This window comes from Acidipila rosea (assembly GCF_004339725.1).
Taxonomy (GTDB): Bacteria; Acidobacteriota; Terriglobia; order Terriglobales; family Acidobacteriaceae; genus Acidipila; species Acidipila rosea.
The window spans coordinates 297527-316259 of sequence record NZ_SMGK01000004.1 but is presented as its reverse complement, the minus strand read 5'-3'; the positions used below and the strand labels follow the sequence as shown (position 1 = coordinate 316259).

The 18733-nt window shown below is 59.8% G+C and carries 18 protein-coding genes; 9 read left to right on the top strand and 9 right to left on the bottom strand.

Annotated features, from left to right (window positions below; translation table 11 throughout):
- Positions 1–46 precede the first annotated feature (46 nt).
- Together C7378_RS13490 and tsaE are read left to right on the top strand one after the other, a co-directional pair.
- Positions 47–1636, top strand: a complete 1590-nt coding sequence (locus C7378_RS13490) for an NAD(P)H-hydrate dehydratase (protein ID WP_131997712.1) — start codon at positions 47–49, stop codon at positions 1634–1636.
- A complete protein-coding gene (tsaE, locus tag C7378_RS13485) occupies positions 1633–2091 on the top strand; it encodes a tRNA (adenosine(37)-N6)-threonylcarbamoyltransferase complex ATPase subunit type 1 TsaE (protein ID WP_131997709.1) in 459 nt (152 codons plus the stop codon). The genes C7378_RS13490 and tsaE overlap by 4 nt, the downstream gene beginning before the upstream one ends.
- Before the next feature lie 3 nt (positions 2092–2094).
- On the opposite strand, the gene C7378_RS13480 is transcribed toward tsaE, so the two are convergent.
- The 6 genes from C7378_RS13480 to C7378_RS13455 all read right to left on the bottom strand — a co-directional run bounded on the left by C7378_RS13480 (position 2095) and on the right by C7378_RS13455 (position 6993).
- Positions 2095–2721 (bottom strand): YukJ family protein, encoded by a 627-nt coding sequence (locus C7378_RS13480; protein WP_131997706.1) that lies wholly within the window; start codon positions 2719–2721, stop codon positions 2095–2097.
- Positions 2722–2732: 11 nt separating this feature from the next.
- Positions 2733–3500 carry an enoyl-ACP reductase FabI gene (locus C7378_RS13475; protein WP_131997703.1) on the bottom strand — a complete coding sequence of 256 codons (768 nt, stop codon included), beginning with the start codon at positions 3498–3500 and terminating at the stop codon, positions 2733–2735.
- A gap of 35 nt (positions 3501–3535) precedes the next feature.
- Complete coding sequence (gene murI, locus C7378_RS13470; RefSeq protein WP_131997700.1) at positions 3536–4336, bottom strand: glutamate racemase; 801 nt, start codon at positions 4334–4336, stop codon at positions 3536–3538.
- Positions 4333–4944 (bottom strand): GerMN domain-containing protein, encoded by a 612-nt coding sequence (locus tag C7378_RS13465; RefSeq protein ID WP_131997697.1) that lies wholly within the window; start codon positions 4942–4944, stop codon positions 4333–4335. Before C7378_RS13465 ends, murI begins: the two co-directional genes overlap by 4 nt.
- Complete coding sequence (locus C7378_RS13460) at positions 4941–5552, bottom strand: N-acetylmuramoyl-L-alanine amidase family protein (protein WP_207901437.1); 612 nt, start codon at positions 5550–5552, stop codon at positions 4941–4943. Before C7378_RS13460 ends, C7378_RS13465 begins: the two co-directional genes overlap by 4 nt.
- 106 nt (positions 5553–5658) lie before the next feature.
- A complete protein-coding gene (locus tag C7378_RS13455) occupies positions 5659–6993 on the bottom strand; it encodes a DUF1015 domain-containing protein (protein ID WP_131997691.1) in 1335 nt (444 codons plus the stop codon).
- A 122-nt stretch (positions 6994–7115) separates the two neighbouring features.
- On the opposite strand from C7378_RS13455, the gene C7378_RS13450 reads away from it, so the two are divergent.
- The 3 genes from C7378_RS13450 (at position 7116) to C7378_RS13440 (ending at position 10897) form a co-directional block, all read left to right on the top strand.
- Positions 7116–8660 (top strand): ArnT family glycosyltransferase, encoded by a 1545-nt coding sequence (locus C7378_RS13450; protein ID WP_131997688.1) that lies wholly within the window; start codon positions 7116–7118, stop codon positions 8658–8660.
- Positions 8661–8745: 85 nt separating this feature from the next.
- Positions 8746–9810, top strand: coding sequence for a VWA domain-containing protein (locus C7378_RS13445; protein WP_131997685.1), 1065 nt, complete (start codon positions 8746–8748; stop codon positions 9808–9810).
- A 55-nt stretch (positions 9811–9865) separates the two neighbouring features.
- Complete coding sequence (locus tag C7378_RS13440; RefSeq protein WP_243648253.1) at positions 9866–10897, top strand: VWA domain-containing protein; 1032 nt, start codon at positions 9866–9868, stop codon at positions 10895–10897.
- Between the two features lie 18 nt (positions 10898–10915).
- On the opposite strand, the gene C7378_RS13435 is transcribed toward C7378_RS13440, so the two are convergent.
- Positions 10916–12604, bottom strand: coding sequence for a GGDEF domain-containing protein (locus C7378_RS13435; RefSeq protein WP_131997679.1), 1689 nt, complete (start codon positions 12602–12604; stop codon positions 10916–10918).
- Between the two features lie 176 nt (positions 12605–12780).
- Here C7378_RS13435 and cysK point away from each other — a divergent pair, with 176 nt between their 5' ends.
- Genes cysK through C7378_RS13420 form a run of 3 tightly spaced genes read left to right on the top strand, consistent with a single transcriptional unit; the run spans position 12781 to position 15560 of the window.
- Positions 12781–13734: a cysteine synthase A gene (gene cysK / locus C7378_RS13430; protein WP_131997676.1), complete on the top strand. Its 954-nt coding sequence runs from the start codon at positions 12781–12783 to the stop codon at positions 13732–13734.
- A gap of 12 nt (positions 13735–13746) precedes the next feature.
- Complete coding sequence (locus C7378_RS13425) at positions 13747–14901, top strand: trans-sulfuration enzyme family protein (RefSeq protein ID WP_131997673.1); 1155 nt, start codon at positions 13747–13749, stop codon at positions 14899–14901.
- On the top strand, positions 14898–15560 hold the full coding sequence (locus tag C7378_RS13420) for an adenine nucleotide alpha hydrolase (RefSeq protein WP_131997670.1): 663 nt from the start codon (positions 14898–14900) through the stop codon (positions 15558–15560). The genes C7378_RS13425 and C7378_RS13420 overlap by 4 nt, the downstream gene beginning before the upstream one ends.
- Before the next feature lie 60 nt (positions 15561–15620).
- Here C7378_RS13420 and C7378_RS13415 read toward each other — a convergent pair whose 3' ends face one another.
- A complete protein-coding gene (locus tag C7378_RS13415; RefSeq protein ID WP_165876811.1) occupies positions 15621–16694 on the bottom strand; it encodes a glycoside hydrolase family 172 protein in 1074 nt (357 codons plus the stop codon).
- 249 nt (positions 16695–16943) lie between these two features.
- On the opposite strand from C7378_RS13415, the gene C7378_RS13410 reads away from it, so the two are divergent.
- Positions 16944–18137, top strand: coding sequence for an acyl-CoA dehydrogenase (locus C7378_RS13410; protein ID WP_131997664.1), 1194 nt, complete (start codon positions 16944–16946; stop codon positions 18135–18137).
- Positions 18138–18162: 25 nt separating this feature from the next.
- Here C7378_RS13410 and C7378_RS13405 read toward each other — a convergent pair whose 3' ends face one another.
- Positions 18163–18627, bottom strand: a complete 465-nt coding sequence (locus tag C7378_RS13405) for a superoxide dismutase family protein (RefSeq protein WP_243648252.1) — start codon at positions 18625–18627, stop codon at positions 18163–18165.
- Positions 18628–18733 lie beyond the last annotated feature (106 nt).

Below are 18733 nucleotides of genomic sequence, written 5' to 3'. Positions count from 1 at the left end.
AACAACAGGCCTCCGGATCAAGGAGGCCGTTTTACTCTGTGCCTATATGAAGATCCTCTCTGCGGAAGAAATGCGCGTTACCGACCGCGTCACGATGGAAGCTCACGGCGTCCCCTCGCTCTCGCTGATGAACCATGCTGGTGAAGCGGTTGCAAGGTTCATCCTGCGTGAGTTCCCTGCAGCACGGTGCATTACCGTTCTCTGCGGCAAGGGAAACAATGGTGGAGACGGGCTGGTCGCTGCCCGCGCGCTTGCAACTGCGGGCTGTGACGTAGGCGTCTTGTTACTGGGGAATCCGTCGGATCTCAAAGGTGATGCGGCTGAGATGTTCCGGCGCATGCCGCTGCCTGTGACGATAGTGGAAGAAGAGGCGGCGCTTGCAACCCCTGAGGTCGGTCGGCTGCTTGACAGTACCGAGCTACTGGTCGACGCAGTGGTCGGCACCGGCTTCAAGCCACCGCTTCGAGGACCGGCAGCCGCGCTTCGCGACCGCATCCGAACACTCACGAGTCCGATTGTCGCTGTGGACCTACCCTCTGGGTGGGATGCTGACTCGCGTAATTACGACGCCGAGGGAGCTTTTCGAGCAGATGCTGTCGTTACCTTTACCGCACCTAAGCTGGCGCACGCCTGCGGGAACCTGACAGGCAGCGCCTACAGGCCAATCGTGGTCGCGGCCATCGGCTCGCCGGAAGCCGCTGTCCGCTCCGACCTGAACCTTACCTGGGCTGGCTCCTCAAAAAAAATAGCTGCGGCTCCGCGGGCTGCCGACGACAACAAGGGGCGCCACGGTCATGTACTGGTCATCGGCGGCTCCCATGGCAAGGCAGGAGCGCCATCCATGGCGTCGCTCGCCGCCCTGCGCACCGGAGCTGGGCTGGTCACCGCAGCAGTTGCCGGATCCATGCTTTCTCTGGTCGCGAGCACGACTCCGGAGCTGATGACGGTCGGCCTCTCTGAGGGGCAGCGCGGCGAGATAGACGCTCGCAACCTGGAATCCACTGCACTGGATGCGCTGCTTGCGCGAAAAACCGTCATCGCGCTGGGGCCGGGTCTCGGGCAGGAGCCCGCTACGGAAGAGTTTGTTCTCGGACTGCTTGCGAGAACGCGGTTGCCGATGGTCATCGACGCGGACGCCCTCAATATTCTGGCGAAGCATAGAGAGCTTATCGACGGACGCGATCGCACGCTGATACTGACTCCTCATCCCGGCGAAATGAGCCGGCTCGCCGGCCTCAGCGTGAAAGAGGTGCAGTCGGAGCGCGAGCCGCTGGCACGTGAGTTTGCCACTCGGCATCAGTTGACCCTGGTGCTCAAGGGATGGCGCACGCTTATCGCACACCCTGACGGCTCCATCGCCTTCAACACTACCGGCAATCCCGGCATGGCGAAAGGCGGCAGTGGAGACATTCTTACCGGCATCGTTGCGGCAATGGTGGCACAGTACCCGGATCAGCTGGCCGATGCTGTCAACGCCGCCGTCTATCTGCACGGCCTGGCTGCCGACTTTGCGGTGCGCGAACAGGACGAGCACACCTTATTGGCCACGGACACCATCGCGCATCTTTTTCGCGCATTTCGCTTCAATCCGCACGACCCGGCAGGGTATGTTTGGTTTGAGGGTTTGCCGCGATGACAGCTGCCAGCACGATGCGCCAGTTTGAAACCGATAGCAGCGCGGCGACCATTGAAGCCGGCCAGGAGATCGCAAAACTGCTCCCGCCGCCGAAACTGCTCATTCTGCGCGGCGATTTAGGTACAGGCAAGACCACGCTGGTGAAGGGAATCGCGCAGGCACTCGGCGCTGCAGACCCTGATGAGGTCACAAGCCCCACCTTCACGCTTATTCACGAATACGAAGGCACTCGCGACGGCAAGCCGGTCCTGCTCTACCACCTCGACCTCTATCGCATCGAGACAGAACGGCAACTGGAATCGCTCGGCATCGACGAACTCACAACGCCGGATGCACTGGTGCTGGTCGAGTGGGGAGAAAAGTTCCCCAGCATCGTGAGGCGCAGCAACGGTGAAATCATGATGCAGACCACCGGGGGAGATTCACGCAGGATCACGTTGACGCTGCACAGTTGAGCTTCAAGCCGGCTCGCCGTTCCCATCGGTTGACCATGACTCAGACTGGAAGGCGATGAAGACTGCCGCCCACTGATTGCTTCCGGGCATGTGAAAGACCAGCATTCCATCCTGCCAAACGCCATTATCCCGCGCATAGTTGACGGGATTGCCCTGGTTCAGGTGGATGTCATGGATGCCGGTGCCATCCGTGTACTGGCTGCCGAAGGCATAGATGGTGCCGTTCTGATCAGCGACAGCCCGGTTCAGGAAGTCGATCACCGCATTCTGCAGATTTCCGGAGCCTGCTCCACCTGGCAGGGGCAGCAGCGTCATGGCGGACCTGGTGACGATCGGGCGCCCGCCTGCACGGCTGCGGACGTAGTCGACAGCAGGATTGCCATCGACTCCGGCCAGCTGGGTCATGCCGGGGGGCAGCGTGGTCAAGGCAGAGGTATCGGGCGGCGTGTAGGCATCGTTGATGAGATACAGAACCTCGGAACCATTCGCCGACTCGATGTTCACCGCCACCTGATATCGCACACCACCTGCGAGGACCTCAATGTGGTAGTGCGGTGGCTTGTCTGCAGGTCCTGCAACGCGGCCTGACTGCGGATCCCCCTTGAGCACGCTGTACTTGTAGACCGGCACCGTTCCTCCGTTTAGAAGCCCATGATGTTGTAGCCGCTGTCGACGTAGATTGTCTCGCCGGTGATCCCGCTCGCCATATCCGAGGCGAGAAACGCCGCCGTGCCGCCTACTTCAGACTGCTCTGTATTTCGATGCAGCGGAGCGCGCTCAGCGTGTGCCTTGAGCATGTCGCCAAGGCCGCCAATGCCGCGAGCCGCCAGCGTCTTGATCGGACCGGCGGAGATGGCATTCACGCGGATATTCTGCGCGCCGAGGTCGGCGGCCAGGTAGCGCACCGTCGCTTCGAGCGCAGCCTTGGCGACGCCCATTACGTTGTAGTGCGGCACTACCTTTTCCGCGCCGTAATACGTCATGGTGATGATGCTGCCGCCATTCGTCATCAGCAGAGCAGCTGCGCGGCTGACCGCGATCAGCGAATAGACGCTGACGTCGTGCGCCATGCGGAAACCCTCGCGCGTCGTCATCACGAAGTTATTCTTCAGCTCTTCCGCAGGCGCGTAGGCGACCGAGTGCACCAGCACGTCAAGCCTGCTGTAGCGCTCTTTCAGTTGCTCGAAAAGGCTCGCTATCTCGGCGTCATTGGAGACATCGCACTGAAACGCCTCCGCGCCCGGCAGATCGGCGATAAGTCCTTCAGCCTCAGACTTCATGCGCTCGTTCTGATAGCTGATGGCAAGCTGTGCGCCCGCCTGCTGCAGCTTCTGCGCGATCGCCCATGCGATGCTGCGCTTGTTGGCCAGTCCAAAGATGACCGCGACCCGCCCACTCAAATCAATCATGATCACTGCTCCTTAAAACGCAAGAAACAAGGATATCAGCCTCCCAGGTCAACAAGTTCCACGTGGAGAACCGGCTGCCCCAGAAACCTTGAACCCAGGCGACGAAACTTTTCAACTGAATCGGTAGCGTAGAACCTGCAGACGGCCCCGGTATCCCCAGCGGGAGTCTTTACGCCCAGCCTCGCGGCTACGCCCTCTGCGGTCGCCTCGGCGGAATCAATCACGCTGATGGAGGAGGGCACCGCGCGCTCGATCTGCTCGCGCAGCAGCGGATAGTGCGTACAACCGAGCACCAGCGTGTCGGGATTCATACCTTGCCGGGCTGTATCCTGCATCAACTCTGACAGGTAAATCTCGAGCACCTCCCGCGTCACCGGGTGGTCGATCCAGCCCTCCTCGACCAGCGGCACCAGCAGCGGGCAAGCTTTCTCGATTGCATGCAACCCTCGCTCGCGACATGCGGATGAATAGGCATGGCTGGCGACCGTTGCATCGGTTGCAATGACCATCACGTCGGCGGTAGAAGAGCTGCGCCGGGCTGCATCCGCTCCGGTCTCAATGACTCCCACCACGGGCACAGAAACTGCCTGGCGAATGTCATCAAGCGCCAGCGCACTGGCGGTATTGCAGGCAATTACGAGGAATTCAGCTCCCCGTGCGGCGAGAAACTGGGCGCTCGTGGTGGCATAGCGCGCGATGGTCGCCTGCGACTTCGAGCCATAGGGCAGCCGCGCCGTATCGCCGAGATAGATGTACTCTGCTGAGGGCATGCGCGGCAACAACGCCCGCAACACGGTCAGGCCGCCCACTCCCGAATCAAAGACGCCTATCTTCATGGTTGAGCAGCCTTCGGCTCAGGCCCTGCTGGAGTTGTATCCGTCGCCAGGTAGATGCGCGTCAGGTCAGCATGTCCGGCAAGGGTCTGCCGCTCGCGGCCATCGACGAGAAAGCGCACCTCAGTGATGGAAGGAATATTTGCATGCAGTGTCGAGATGATCGACAGCAGGGTAAGCGTCTCGGGCTCGATGCCCGAAGGATGAGCCTCCACAAATGACTCGGTAAGATTCACAACGGCCGTTCTTCCACCCTTGGTGGGCATCAGATAAATTTCTTCAAGGCCTGCCGCATCTGCAATCGGATGCGGCGATTTCGCAGCTGCATACTCTGCGAGCAACTTGCCGATCAGCACTCGGGCGCGCTCATTCTCATCCTGCGGCATGGGATAGCTGCGCTCGACCTCAACCAGAGAATCATCCAGATCGTTCGCGAGGAAAAGCGTAACCTTTTGGGGAGCAGACCCCGCCGGAACCGTAAGCGGCACATCGTCCACGACGGCTGAGAGCCTATCCTGCGCCCCCTCGCGCAGGCGTATCAGGATCGCAGCCATCACCACCACTGCCAGCAGCAGCAGCGCGAAGAGTAGACGCTGAGCGCGGGATATCATGGCTGCTGCCGCCAATCGCTACGCCACTGCTCAAGCGCAGCAGCAAGGGCTTCCACGATACGGGTCTGGTAAGCAGAGTCAGTGAGCGGCGCTGCCCTGGTCGTGTTTCCATGGGCGAGTGGCGCAAGTTCAACGGCAACTGCCGGGCAGGTGAAGTTATCCATGGGAGGCACAGAGGCGCGCCCCAGCGTAACCGGCACCTGAACGTGGCCGAGCGCGGAGGCAATCTCCGACGACAGACGCAGACTTTGCGGAGTGTAAGCTGCCTGCGCCGTCTGCCAGGGCAGAAAGCGCCCATTCGGAACAGCCGCAAGCGAAGAGGTGAATAGATGAACTCCGCTGCCGGTCGTCGTCGCGTGCAGCATAATGCAGGCGGCTGCCATGGAATGATTGGCAAGACCGGCTCTGTCATCCGCTGCCACGGTCGTGTCCGACTCCCGGGTAGTGATGACTGAGATGCCGCGGGCAGCCAGGAGCGAGCGCAGCCGCACGGAGAGCGCCAGCACCAGGTCCTTTTCCATCAGGCCGGAGGTTAGCTTTGCACCCGTGTCCGCTCCTCCGTGGGCCGCGTCAATCACCACGGAGAATCGAGGCTGAACGGATGCCATGGGAGACGGGGGAACCACCGGCTGTGTCTGCGCCGCCACAGAGGCGAAGCACAGCAGCAAGGCGCCGAGTGCCGCGAAGGCGCTACACCACCGTCCGTTCCCACTCTCAGTCCAACGCATAAATGGCAAGACCGCTCAGTAATTTGGGATAGAAATCCGTCGACTTCTGCGGCATCACTTCTCCGGCAAAGGCGACCTCTCGCAACTGGTTCAGCGTCACCGGGTTCATCAGCAGGCTGACATCCGCCGCTCCGCGCACAGCCTGCTCCACGGCCTCAGCCGCATCGCGCAGATAGCGCAGGTTGCGCTGTTCGCGGATCGCCTCTGGCGTGATGCCGAGCAACTGCTCCAGCACCAGCGCATGCAGTTGTACTACATCAAGTTGCCGCTGCCGATCAGAAAGGTCAGCTAGCGCCTCTGCGACCGCCTCAGGCTTTGCAGTCAACAGGTAAGCGCCTTCCCTGGTCACGGCTGCGAAAGCGGTTGCGCCATTGCCCACGGCGGCGAGCTTCGCGGTCAACGCCGAAGCATCTGAGGTTTCGCATGGTTCAATGGCAAAGTAAGCCTTGGCCTTGTCGAGGAATGCCGCTGTCTTGAAACTCTCAAGCCCGGAAACGACACGGTGGGTCGGCAGAATCACCAGACCTTCGGCATCCATATTGACAAACGTCATCATCACGGCGGCTTCAGGATGTGGCGGCTGTGCGATGGTATTCGTGTTGCGCTCGGTGCGTTCCGCGCCTGCGGCGGGAGCGCACTCCCTGGAGTAGTTCAGCGCCGTCTCATACCGATGGTGGCCGTCGGCAATGATCAGCTTCTTGTCCTCGAGTGCCCCGGCAAGCATATTGATCGTGGAGGGATCGCTAACCTTCCAGACCCGGTGCTGGACGTCGTACTCATCGGTCACCTCAATATCCGGCACATAATTGCCGGAGAAGAGCAGCTTCTCTGCAGTTAACCCCGGGTCGGAGTAAAGCATGAATATCTGTCCGAAATGGGCACGTGTGGCCCGAAGCAGGTTCAGCCGGTCGCTCTTCGGCTTGGAAAGCGTCTGCTCGTGGCGAAAGATGACATTCTGGGCGTAGTCATACAGTTCGCCCAGCGCGATGAATCCGCGTCTCTCTGCGACCGCGCCGTTCGATCCAGGCACCGTAAAGCGCTGGGAATAGGCGAAGATGCACGGCTCAGGTTCCGCGGCCAGCACACCACTCTCGCGCCACGCTGTGAAGTCGCGCGCCGCGCGCGTATAGACATCGCCACCATTTTCGTCGAACAGTTCGGGCAGCCCGAGGATGATTCGCACCAGGTTGTAAGGGCTCTTCTGGTAATACGCCTGCTGCATGGCGGGCGTGATCTTGTCATACGGCTGAGTTACGCAGTCTTGAACTCGAACGATGGTCGGATTGTAGCGCAGGCCGCGAAAGGGATAAATACGAGCCATGAGAAAGATTGAACCCCGGGTTTGCCGGCTACGACCGGACTGATTTAACAGTTGCTTTGCTCCTGCGATTGTAGCGCAGCGGCTTGGCGAAACTATTCCCAGTCAACTAACGTAAGGGCTTGATGCGCCTGTTCAAGATCGTGATGAGCACCGCGCTGGCCGCCTGCGCGGCATGGTTCGTGGCGCACTCCTGGCGCTGGCCGCTGGTCAGTGACGCATCGGTCATCCACTATGTCGTTTTCCTCACGCACCATGGTTTCGCGCCCTATCGCGACATCCTCGACATGAACTACCCCGGCTGCTACCTGATGGAAGATGCCGCAATACGCATCTTCGGCGGCGGCGCGATGGGCTGGCGGCTTTTCGACTTCTCCCTCCTGGCTGGGGCTGCTGCCGGAATGATGGTCCTCACAAAGGACTGGTTCGGAGGCATCCTGGCCGCCTCGCTCTTCGCCCTGCTGCATGGGCGCGATGGCATGCCGCAGGCTGGCCAGCGCGATCTATCCATGGCGGTGCTGCTCATCCTGGGGCTTGCGTGCCTCTTCCTTTGCCTCCGGCAGAAGCGTTGGGCGTGGATGCTGCCCTTCGGCTTTCTCACCGCCCTCGCGGGCATCGTGAAGCCAATTGGTCTCCCGCTCGCCGTTGGCCTGCTGGCGCTGGCAATCCACGAGCTACGCCGCGGCGGCACACCTTGGCAGAAATACCTGCTGGCCGCCTGCGCCGGATTAGCATTGCCGCTGGCCATCGGACTCGTCTATCTGGTCCACTATCAGGCTCTTCTGGCTTTTTTCGAGATGCAGCGCCATCTCGTCCCCTACTATGCCTCCCTCGGCAGAAGACCCCTCGCTTACCTGCTGCAGCATTCAGCCGCACCGGCATGGCCGCTGCTGCTGCTGTGGCTGCCCCTGGCCCTGTTCCCGGTCCCGGCCCGCAAGGAGAGGAACTGGGAACGGACGGCGCTCTTCACCACTGCTGCCTTCGGGCTGTTGTCTTACTGCGTACAGGGCAAGGGCTATCCCTACCATCGCTATCTTCTGCTTGCCGCACTCCTCACGCTTGCAGCACGCGATCTGGCTGCCTGCCTTGCGGAGAAAAATTGGCGGCGCACCCTGGCCGTCGTCACCGTCTTGTTTGCCGTCTGCTTCCTCGCGCCTGTGTCTGCCGCAAAAACTGGACGCTTCACTTACTGGAACCAGCAATTTCTGGCGCACATGGAAGGAGACCTGGCGACCATCGGCGCTCCCCGGCTCTCGGGAAATGTCCAATGCATGGACATGACGGTCGGCTGCATTACGGCGCTCTACGATATGCGGCTCGTCCAGGCCACTGGCATGATTTCCGACTGCTATGTTCTCGCATCCGATGCAACGCCTGCCATCGAGGCTGTACGCCGCCGCTACTGGGCCAGACTTATACTGCATCCGCCCTCGGTCTTTGTCGTGACCGATGAGGATTGCGCCACCCGCGCCGGTGCATTTCAGGTGAGCCGCGACCCTGACTACCAAAAACTGCAGGCATGGCCGCGCTTTGGGCGCTATCTGGCAACCCACTACAAGCTGGTACGCGCCTGGACACCCCTGCCGCCGCCTGTCGACCCTCGCCAGGTTTCGCCCTTCGGATACAGAATGTACGTCCGCAACGACTTAGCGTCGCAACCTGCACCTTGAACCTGAACACATTGTCATCTCGCCGCAAAACTACGCCTCCGTCCACTTGAAAAGCGTGCTACGCTACCGCCAAGAGGGCAAAACGATGCCTCTCACATGCAAATTCCTCCGCAATGCAACTCGCAGTTCCCTTCCTAAACTGAGGCGGCTACACCCTGTCGCACTGGCGTTCGTCCTCGTTTTCACCGCTGGAAGGTCCTTTTGTCAGGAAGATCAGCTCAACCGGGTTCACGTAAGCCCACCTCCCCCGGTCGTACCTGCGAATCCTGGACCACCACCGCTGGAGGGACGGGCTGCGCTCAACGCCCGCTCCAATGAACGCATCCGCGTGGATGTGAACCTGGTGCTCGTGCCGGTGACGGTCACCGATGGCGCCGATCGACTGGTGACGGGTCTGGAGAAGGAAAACTTCTTCCTCTATGAAGAAAATCGTCCTGAAACGATCAAAACCTTCTCCCAGGAAGACGCCCCAGTTTCCATCGGCATCATCTTTGACATGAGTGGCAGCATGGCCAACAAGATCAATCGCTCACGCGATTCCGTCTTCCAGTTCATGAAAACGGCAAACCCTCAGGACGAGTTCTTCGTGATCGCCTTCAACGACCGCCCGGAACTGGTCTCGGACTTCACCTCTTCGGTCGATGACATTGAGGAACAGCTCACCAACGTGCATCCCGGCCATCGGACCGCACTGCTCGACGCAATCTATTTTGGTATCGCAAAAATGAAGCAGGCGAAGTATGAGCGCCACGCACTGCTGATCGTCTCCGACGGCGGCGACAACCGTAGCCGATACACGGAAAATGAGGTGCGCACCGCCGTGCGCGAATCCGCCGTACAGATTTACTCCATCGGCATCTTTGACCCGTATGCCCCCACCACAGAGGAGCGAATGGGACCGCAACTGCTCGCAGACATAAGCAACGAGACGGGCGGCAGACTCTTCAAAGTGGATGACGTTGCCGAGATGGGCGACATCGCCACCAAGATCAGTGCCGAACTTCGCAATGAATATGTACTCGGCTACAAATCCGACGATGCGAGACGGGACGGCAAGTGGCGTAAATTAAAAGTAAAGCTCGTGCCCCCTCCGGGACTTCCGCAACTCGCGGTGCACGCGCGTAACGGATACTATGCGCCTTTGCAGTAGCTTTCTGGGTACCTTGCTCCTCGCCGCCTTCACCCTCCCACTCGCAGCTCAGCAGGTGCCCATACCTGTGCCTGCCGAAAAGCAGCCCTCGCTGACCGTCGATACCGACCCTGTACCGTCGCCCGATGCAGCGGTTCCCGCACCCCCTATGCAAAAAGAGCAGCAGGGGGGAGCAGCCGTCCAGCGCGGCGCAGGAGGCGGCTACACGATACGCCGGGATGTGGAGGAGGTTGTTCTTAACGCCACGGTGCTTGACCAGAACGGCCGCCTCGTCAACACGCTGACCAAGGACGACTTCAAGGTCTATGAAGACAATGTGTTACAGACCATCGCGGCCTTTCAGCACTCCGACCTTCCCGTTTCCATGGGCATCCTGGTGGACAACTCCGGCTCGATGCACGATAAGCGGGGAGCGGTAAATGCTGCGGCGCTCGACCTGGTAAGAGCCTCCAACCCGGAGGACGAAGCTTTTATCGTCAACTTCTCTGACGAAGCATTTATCGATCAGGAATTCACTTCGAATATCTCCAAACTACAGGATGGCCTGTCACATATCGACGCCAAGGGAGGAACAGCGCTCTATGACGCAGTCGTCGCGTCTGCCGACGAACTCTCAAAGGGCGCAAAACAGCCGAAGCAGGTGCTGCTCGTCATCACCGATGGCGAGGACAACGCCTCCAGCCTGACCCTGGAACAGACCATCAGGCGCATCCAGGATCTGCAGGGACCGGTGGTTTACTCCATCGGGCTGCTCTTCGGCTCCGACAGCAGCCGTGAATCGCACCGCGCCCAGCGTGCGCTGCAGCTGCTTTCGGACGAAACCGGTGGAATCGCCTTTTTCCCTAAGAATCTCGGCCAGGTGGACGCTATCGCCAATGAAGTAGCGCGCGATATTCGCAGCCAGTACACCATCGGCTACCACTCCACCAAGCCGGCCAGTCTTGGCGGATACCGAGTGGTTCGTGTGGAAGCGCACGCTCCCCATATGAAGCTGATCGTACGCACTCGCAGCGGCTATTATCCCAGGTCGGCTGGCAGCAAAACGGCGCAGGGGAGCGGGATAACCCTCCAGAGCGGCCAACAGTAGCGCCGCACAGGAAAGCGGCTATGCGTTGACCCTGCTTTGCGCTGTCACCACGCAGTTGCGCCCGCGATGCTTCGCATCATAGAGCGCGCGATCTGCCTCTCGCAGTAGCTCCTCCAGCGTGTCGGCATCCGCGGGATACATAGCCAGCCCTAGAGAGATCGTGACCTCCCGCAGGCTCTCTCCCCGATGCCGCACACGAATCTCTCCCACCTTGCGCCGCACAGCTTCCGCGCGCTCCCAGGCTTCGCTCGTAGTGATCTCCGGCAGAATGATGACAAACTCTTCGCCGCCGTATCGGCAGATAATATCCTCGGCGCGTACACACTGGCGGAACGTTTCAGCTACCTCACGAAGCACGTTGTCCCCCGCTTCGTGCCCATAGGTATCGTTGAACTGCTTGAAGTGATCCACGTCGAGCATGAACACAGCCAGGGAATTCCGCGACCTGCCTGCGCGCAGGATCTCGCGCTCGAGGGCAATCTCCATGAAATGACGGTTAAACAGGTTTGTCAGCCCATCGCGGATGGACTGATTCTCCAGGCGCATGCGCAGGTTGAGTCCGGCAATCGCCATCGAGGCCGTCTCCACAAGCTCCTGCAGTGCAGCCTCCTGCGACTCAACAATCGTCGCCATGCGGCGGTTGGGACACTCCACGTAGACAAAGCCCAGCGTGTCTCCCTGCGCCGCGAGGGGAATGCAGAGATAGTTCTCGGGCTGCTCGCCATTAAAATGCGTGCAGTGCACCTCAGACTGACCGTCCTTGCGCCAGCGTGCGCGACCCGAGCGAAGTCCGCAGCAGGAGTCCAGGGCGAAGCAGTCAATCAGAGCCTCAGGATCGCCCCAGGATGCCCTGAGTTCAACCATCTGGCGAGAATTGTTGATGACCAGCACGCCGCCGCGTGTCCCCGTCAGCAGCCGCTCGCAGTAGCGTGCAGCGCAGGTGTGGGCATCCGACGGGGAGATGCAGAGCTGCATCTCATCGCGCGCGGCAGTCAGCAGAGCAGCTTCGCGGGCGCGCGATTCCAGCTGACCGATCGTAAGCTCGAGCTGCGAATTTGCGCGTGACAGCTGATCTTCAAACTGCTTACGCCTCAAAATGTCGCGGAGCAGACTGCCGAAAAGCATCAACACCACTGCCAGCGAAAGAAGGACATAGGCTATCGCCGTCCCCAGACTGCGATAACTCTGCTCGCGGGCCTGGCGCTTTCTGGCGGCGAGCAGGGCCTGCTCATACACCTCCATCTGGCTGAGGGCCTCGCGGGCCAGCATCAACTGATGCACAGGAAAGGAGGACTTCGCATCCAGGTCTTCCAGGCTTTCGTTCAGGGCATGTGCTGCCCCGACAATCCTGTTAGCTCTCTTCTGCTGAGACACGTCATCCGCCACGAGATTTTGCAGCTGAATGGAGGCAGCTTCCAGCTGAGCGGCAGTCCTCTGTACATTCTTCAGGTCGCCATCGGAGCTCGTTTTCTGATAAAGACGGATCGTCAGGTCGATATCGCCGATGCGCCGCGAGATGAGCTGGAGTGCAGACAGCACGTCATTCGAGTGGTCTTCCAAATCACGCCGTACGATCAACTGCCTTGCGCTCGAATAGACAAGCACGCTGCCGGCGCAGATAAATGCAGCAGAACCCAGCGCCGCCAGGATGACGAGCATCACGGCGCTGCTTCTCTTGCGGATCGTGTTGGGGTAGACCAGATTCATCCTTAATCGGCATAGCCCTCCAGATGGAGAGGTTTAATCCGAAGAGTGCTTGCCAAAATGTTATTTGAAAAAGAACCTAATCCCTCTCTATTTGCAATCGAAGAACTACATCTTTTGTGTGAGTTCGCTCCTGACAGGTGGCCGGCCCCTCGCTCCTGCTAAACTTAAGAGTTTTTATGCGTATCGTCGAAAACTCAATCGCCCCTCTCCGCGTTGCAGAAGACATTACCGAACTCATGGGTCACACTCCCATGCTGCACCTTCGCCGCGTCGCCACCCCGGAAATGGCCGATGTCTACGCCAAGCTTGAATTTTTGAATCCCGGTGGCAGCGTCAAAGACCGCGCCGCCCTGGGAATCATTCTCGATGCGGAGCGACGCGGGCTGCTGCATCCCGGCTCCACGATCGTCGAGGCCACTGCGGGCAACACCGGGGTGGGACTCGCCCTGGTCGGCGTGAACCGTGGCTACAAGGTCCTGCTCTTTGTGCCGGAGGGCTTTGCCGAGGAGAAATGCATGCTGATGCGCGGCTTCGGCGCCACCGTGGTTCGCACTCCGGAGGCCGATGGGATACGCGGCGCCATCCGCAGCGCCCTCGCCGTTGCCAAAGAAGACCCCAATGTCTTTCCCTCCATGCAGTTCGACAATCAAGCCAATCCGCAGTTTCATCACGATACAACCGCGGTTGAAATGTGGGATCAGATGGAGGGCCGCATTGACGCCTTCGTCTCAGGTGTAGGCACCGGCGGCACCTTCACAGGCATCGCCCGGCTGCTGAAGGAGAAAGACCCTTCCATCCTGACCGTCGCTGTAGAAACACAGGGTTCGGTGCTCGAAGGCGGCGAACCGGGACCTCATAAGGTCGAGGGCATCGGCGTTTCCTTCATTCCGAAGACTTTTGACCGCTCAGTTACGGATGAGATCGTCCGCGTAACCGACGAGGATGCGTTCGCCATGGTCAAGCGCCTGGCTGCGGAAGAAGGAGTGCTCGCGGGGTCGAGCGCGGGCGCTATCGTGTTCGCTGCGATCCAGATCGCGCAACGCCTGGGACCCGGCAAACGGGTCGCGACCATTGTGCCCGACTCTGCCGAGCGCTACCTCTCCAAGAACATATTCGATGGCGGCAAGTAAACTGGATTTCTGATGACCAAAAGCAAAGCAGGCTTCGCTACCCGCGCCATCCACGATGGCCAGTCTCCTGACCCTCTCACGGGTGCCGTGAATGTGCCCATCTACCTCTCCTCCACCTATGCGCAGGAGGAGATCGGCAAGAATAAGGGCTACGAATATTCGCGTGTCTCGAACCCGACCCGCGACGCGCTGGAAACAAACCTCGCATCACTCGAGGGCGGCTCCAGCGCCCATGTTTTCGCCAGCGGCATGGCCGCCATCATGGCCATGATCACCCTCTTCAAGACGGGCGATCACGTCATCTGCGGCGAAAATGTGTATGGGGGCACCCCGCGGCTTTTCAACCAGATCGTCACCGGCTACGGCATCGAGTTCACCTACGTCGATACATCCGATCCCGAAAATGTGCGCAAGGCGCTCCGGCCAGCGACGAAGCTCGTCCACATCGAAACACCCACCAACCCCATGATGACCCTGACCGACATCCGTGCGGTGGCCGATATATGCCACGAGGCGGGCGTTGAACTGAGCGTCGATAACACCTTCATGTCGCCCTATTTCCAGCGGCCCATTGAGTTTGGCGCGGATATCGTCATGCACTCGACGACAAAGTTCCTCAATGGCCACAGCGACAGCCTTGGAGGCGTGCTGGTCGGCACCAAGCCCTCGCATGCGGAGCAGTTCGCATTCGTGCAGAAATGCACCGGCGGCATCCTTTCTCCGTTTGAGAGCTGGATGATCCTCCGGGGCGTCAAGACGCTTGCAGTGCGCATGAGACAGCACGACGAAAGCGGCCGCAAGGTTGCGGAGTTTCTCGCGAATCACAAAGCGGTAGGAAAGGTCTTCTATCCAGGCCTTACGACGCATCCGCAACACGAACTTGCGAAGAAGCAGATGACCGGCTTCGGCTCCATGATCACCTTTGAGCTAGGCTCTCTCGACCGCGCAAATACTTTTCTGAAGGGACTGAAGATCTGCACGCTCGGCGAGTCCCTCGGCGGCGTCGAGACGCTGATCTCTCATCCGGCGACGATGACCCACGCCGCCCTGGGCGAAGAGATGCGCGCCGCGCTAGGCATCACCGATGGAATGATTCGGCTTTCTGTCGGCATTGAAGACACCGACGACCTGATTGCCGATCTCGAACAAGCATTGGGTGGTATTTGAAGCGAGCACTCGTCTCCTGGAGCAGCGGTAAGGACAGCGCCTGGGCGCTCCACCTGCTGCGCCAGGCCGGCGACTACGAAATAGCAGGACTGCTCACCACCCTCAATTCTGCTTTCGACCGCGTCGCGATGCACTCCACTCGCCGTGAACTGCTGGAAGCGCAGGCTGCGGCGGCTGGTCTCCCGCTCTGGAAAGTCCCTCTGCCGTGGCCCTGCTCGAATGAAGCCTATGAGGGAGCCATGCGCCAGGCCTGCCAACGCGCCAAAGGCGAAGGCATAGAAGCCATCGCTTTCGGCGATTTGTTTCTGGAGGATATCCGCCGCTATCGCGAGGAGCGCCTTGCCGATACAGGCCTGACACCGCTCTTCCCGGTATGGGGCCTGGAAACGCGCAAGCTTGCCGAAGCTATGATTGAGGCCGGTCTCAAAACGCGCATCGTCTGCGTCGATCCCAAAAAGCTGTCGCCCAGTTTCGCCGGACGCGAATTTGACCACTCCCTGCTGGCAGACCTGCCATCTGAGGTCGATCCATGCGGAGAGAATGGCGAGTTCCACACCGCCACGTACGCAGGGCCAATGTTTATGCACCCGATACCTGTCGAGAATGGTGAAATTGTGGAGCGCGAAGGCTTCGTCTTCGCGGACCTGAAGCTGAGCTGATTTCGCCGCGAGCGAACAGCTCGCGGCGAAAAGCGGCAACACTCCAAGAGCATTGAATCCCTATCGCGGCTGCAGACTTCCCGGCGAGTACTGCCCTTTCGAGTTCCCTGGACCGCCCACAAATTCGAGCGTAGGAATGCGGTCATCCACGTCCGGCAAAGGAGGGAAAGCCATATGAGGCTCGGCCTGGTACCAGTAGGCAACCGAGTAGAAGTTGTCGGAGCGATGGTTGGCGTTGCCATGCTCGATCGTTGCCTTGAACGACTTCGTGAAAGGAATGGGCGAGTCCAGATGAAAGCGATAGACGCTGGAGCGCCCTCCTGCCAACTCCTTCCCCACCACCGGCGCGCCGTGCAACATCAGGTCTGACGGACCACCGAAGCCCCATGCTCCTAGAAAGTAATCCTCTGCGCCGGTGCCGATAATTGCCGGTTTGCTCGGGTCGTCGATGAAGAACATGTCGTCCCCCTCACCCCACCACCCGTCCTGGTTCTGGAGGATCGACATAGTTACCCCAACGAACTGGCCATGCCCCTGCGCCTCCATCCAGACGTAGTTATCTTTGCCGTCGAGGTTGCGGCGATAGTTCACCATCGGATCGCCATTCTCGTACCACTCGCCTGTCCAGCCATGGTTAGGCTGCGCCTGCCTGTATTGCGCGTGGAAGTAGAGGGTGTGCGGAGGCAATGGTTGGGCATTCACCCGGTAATCGATATTCCAGTAGAGGTGCGTGAGTGATTGCTTGCCCTCGTTGGTAATGGTGACGCGCGCGTGCTTCGCATACGGCATCGGGAAATAGCTATTCAGCGACCTGTCTCTCCCTACTGAGAGCACAGCCGATTCCCATGCGTAGTAGATCCCATTGCCGAGTCCAAAGAAATCGCCGATCGGGGTTTCAACGCTCGGGCTCTTTTCCCCATCCCAGTACATGCGCAGAACAATCCTCTTCAGGTGGTAGGGCTCCGGATCATCGAGGGTAAACCAGATGTGCGAAATTTCTCCCGGCCCATCTGCGTCGAGAATGGTCATTGTCTGCCCCGGAGTGAGAGTGCGATAGTCCGCATTGGCGCCAGTGGATTCTCGGCTCGACGAGCGATGCAGCGTATAGGTCTGCTGCTGGGTAGGGTTAGGCATCCAACTGGGAATCTGGCCGTATACGGATATCGTCAACAGGAACAGGAAGGGTAGAAACCGTTTATGAACCATCGGATATGAGACCTAACCTCTCGCGAATGAATGTCAAATCGTCTACGGTTCACCTTTGCTACGAAAGGCGACCCCGGCGATTCTACCCCCGCGCAAAGGTTCCGGCTTGATGAAACACACCCGCGACAAACGTGCACAGAAGGTGCTATTGTCATGGGTTTTCGCAATGGAGCCTCAATGAGCACAGTTTCCCTCGAACCCGTCCTGTCCACCTACCCCTTCACCCTCACCGAAGACCAGGAGCAACTGCGCAAGGAAGTACGCGAGTTTGCAGCGCGAGAAATCGCACCCAACGTGATGCGCTGGGATGAAGCAAGCGAGTTCCCCTCTGAAGTCGTTAAGCAGCTTGGCCAGATGGGGCTGCTGGGAATGATCTTTCCGGCTGAGTATGGAGGCGCAGGTCTTGGCTATGTTGATTATGTGCTGGCCATCGAAGAGCTCTCCGCCGTCGATGGCTCGATCGGCATCATCGTTGCAGCACACAACTCGCTCTGCTCCAATCACATCTTTCTCGCGGGTAGTGAGGAGCAGCGGCGCAAATATATCCCGAAGCTCGCGAGCGGCGAATGGCTCGGCGCGTGGGGGCTCACCGAGCCCGGCTCCGGCTCAGACGCAGCGGGCGCGCGCATGAGCGCGACGCGCAAGAGGGACAAGTGGGTACTCAACGGCAACAAGACCTTTATCACTAACGGCCATTATGCCGACGTCGCCGTCGTCATCGCCGTCACTGACAAGGCGCAGGGCACGCATGGCCTGTCGGCCTTCGTCGTCGAAAAGGGCACACCCGGATTTCGCCCCGGCAAGAAGGAGAACAAGCTCGGACTGCGCGCAAGCGACACCTCCGAGTTGATCTTCGAGGACTGCGAAATTCCTGAAGCGAACCTGCTCGGCAAGCTCGGCGAGGGCTTCGTCGACTCAATGCGCATTCTCGACGGCGGCCGCATTTCCATCGCGGCGCTCTCCCTCGGCATCGCACGCGGCGCGCTCGATGCATCGCTGAAGTATGTAAAAGAACGCCGCCAGTTCGGTAAGGCCATTGCTGAATTTCAGGGTATTCAATGGAAGCTGGCCGACATGGCCACTGAACTCGACGCCGCGCGCCTGCTGACGCAGCGCGCAGCAGTACTCAAGGACGCCGGCCACAAGGTGACGCGCGAGTCCTCCATGGCAAAGCTCAAGGCCAGCGAAGTCGCGGTGAAGATCTGTGACGAAGCCGTGCAGCTTCACGGCGGCTACGGCTTCATCAAAGACTATCCGGCAGAGAAGTTCTATCGCGACGTCAAACTCTGCACCATTGGCGAAGGTACCAGCGAGATTCAGCGAATGGTCATCGCGCGGGAGATCCTCAAGGTTAGCCCGTCGCGCGGCTGAGCTGCCTCGACGTTGGCCGGTCCTGCTACATCGGCATGGACTGAGGCATGGTGATCGTGCCGCAGGCAATGCGCGCGCCTGCATTGCCGGTAGGATCGGTCATCATGTCGTCTGCCTTGTCATGAATCACAATCGATGTGCCGCCATTTGCAAACACCGAGTTGGCAGCCCCCGGCGCCAACGTCACATCTGCGGCGAGAATGTGAGTTTTCACTTTGCCGTTCGGCCCAACCGTGAGGTTCTCAGGCAGGTCTCCATTGTGATGACCCTCAGGATTCTTGATGCCATGCTTCTTGTCTGCAGGATTGAAGTGTCCGCCCGCGGAGGTGAAGTCCGGAGGATCGCACTTCGCATTCTGATGGATATGAATGGCATGTTCGCCGGGCGGCAAATTCTTCAGGGCGAGCCTGATTTGAACACCGGCTTTCGTTTCCATCAGAGTCGCGCTACCCGCATCTTCTCCGCTGGAGGTCTTTATCTCAACTTTCACGCGCCTGGGTGCTGCGCTCTGAGCCACTATCGGCATTGCGATAGCGCAGGACAAAATCGCCACAAGGTATTTCCCTGTCGTCTTCATTTGTTCCCTCTTAGGGCCT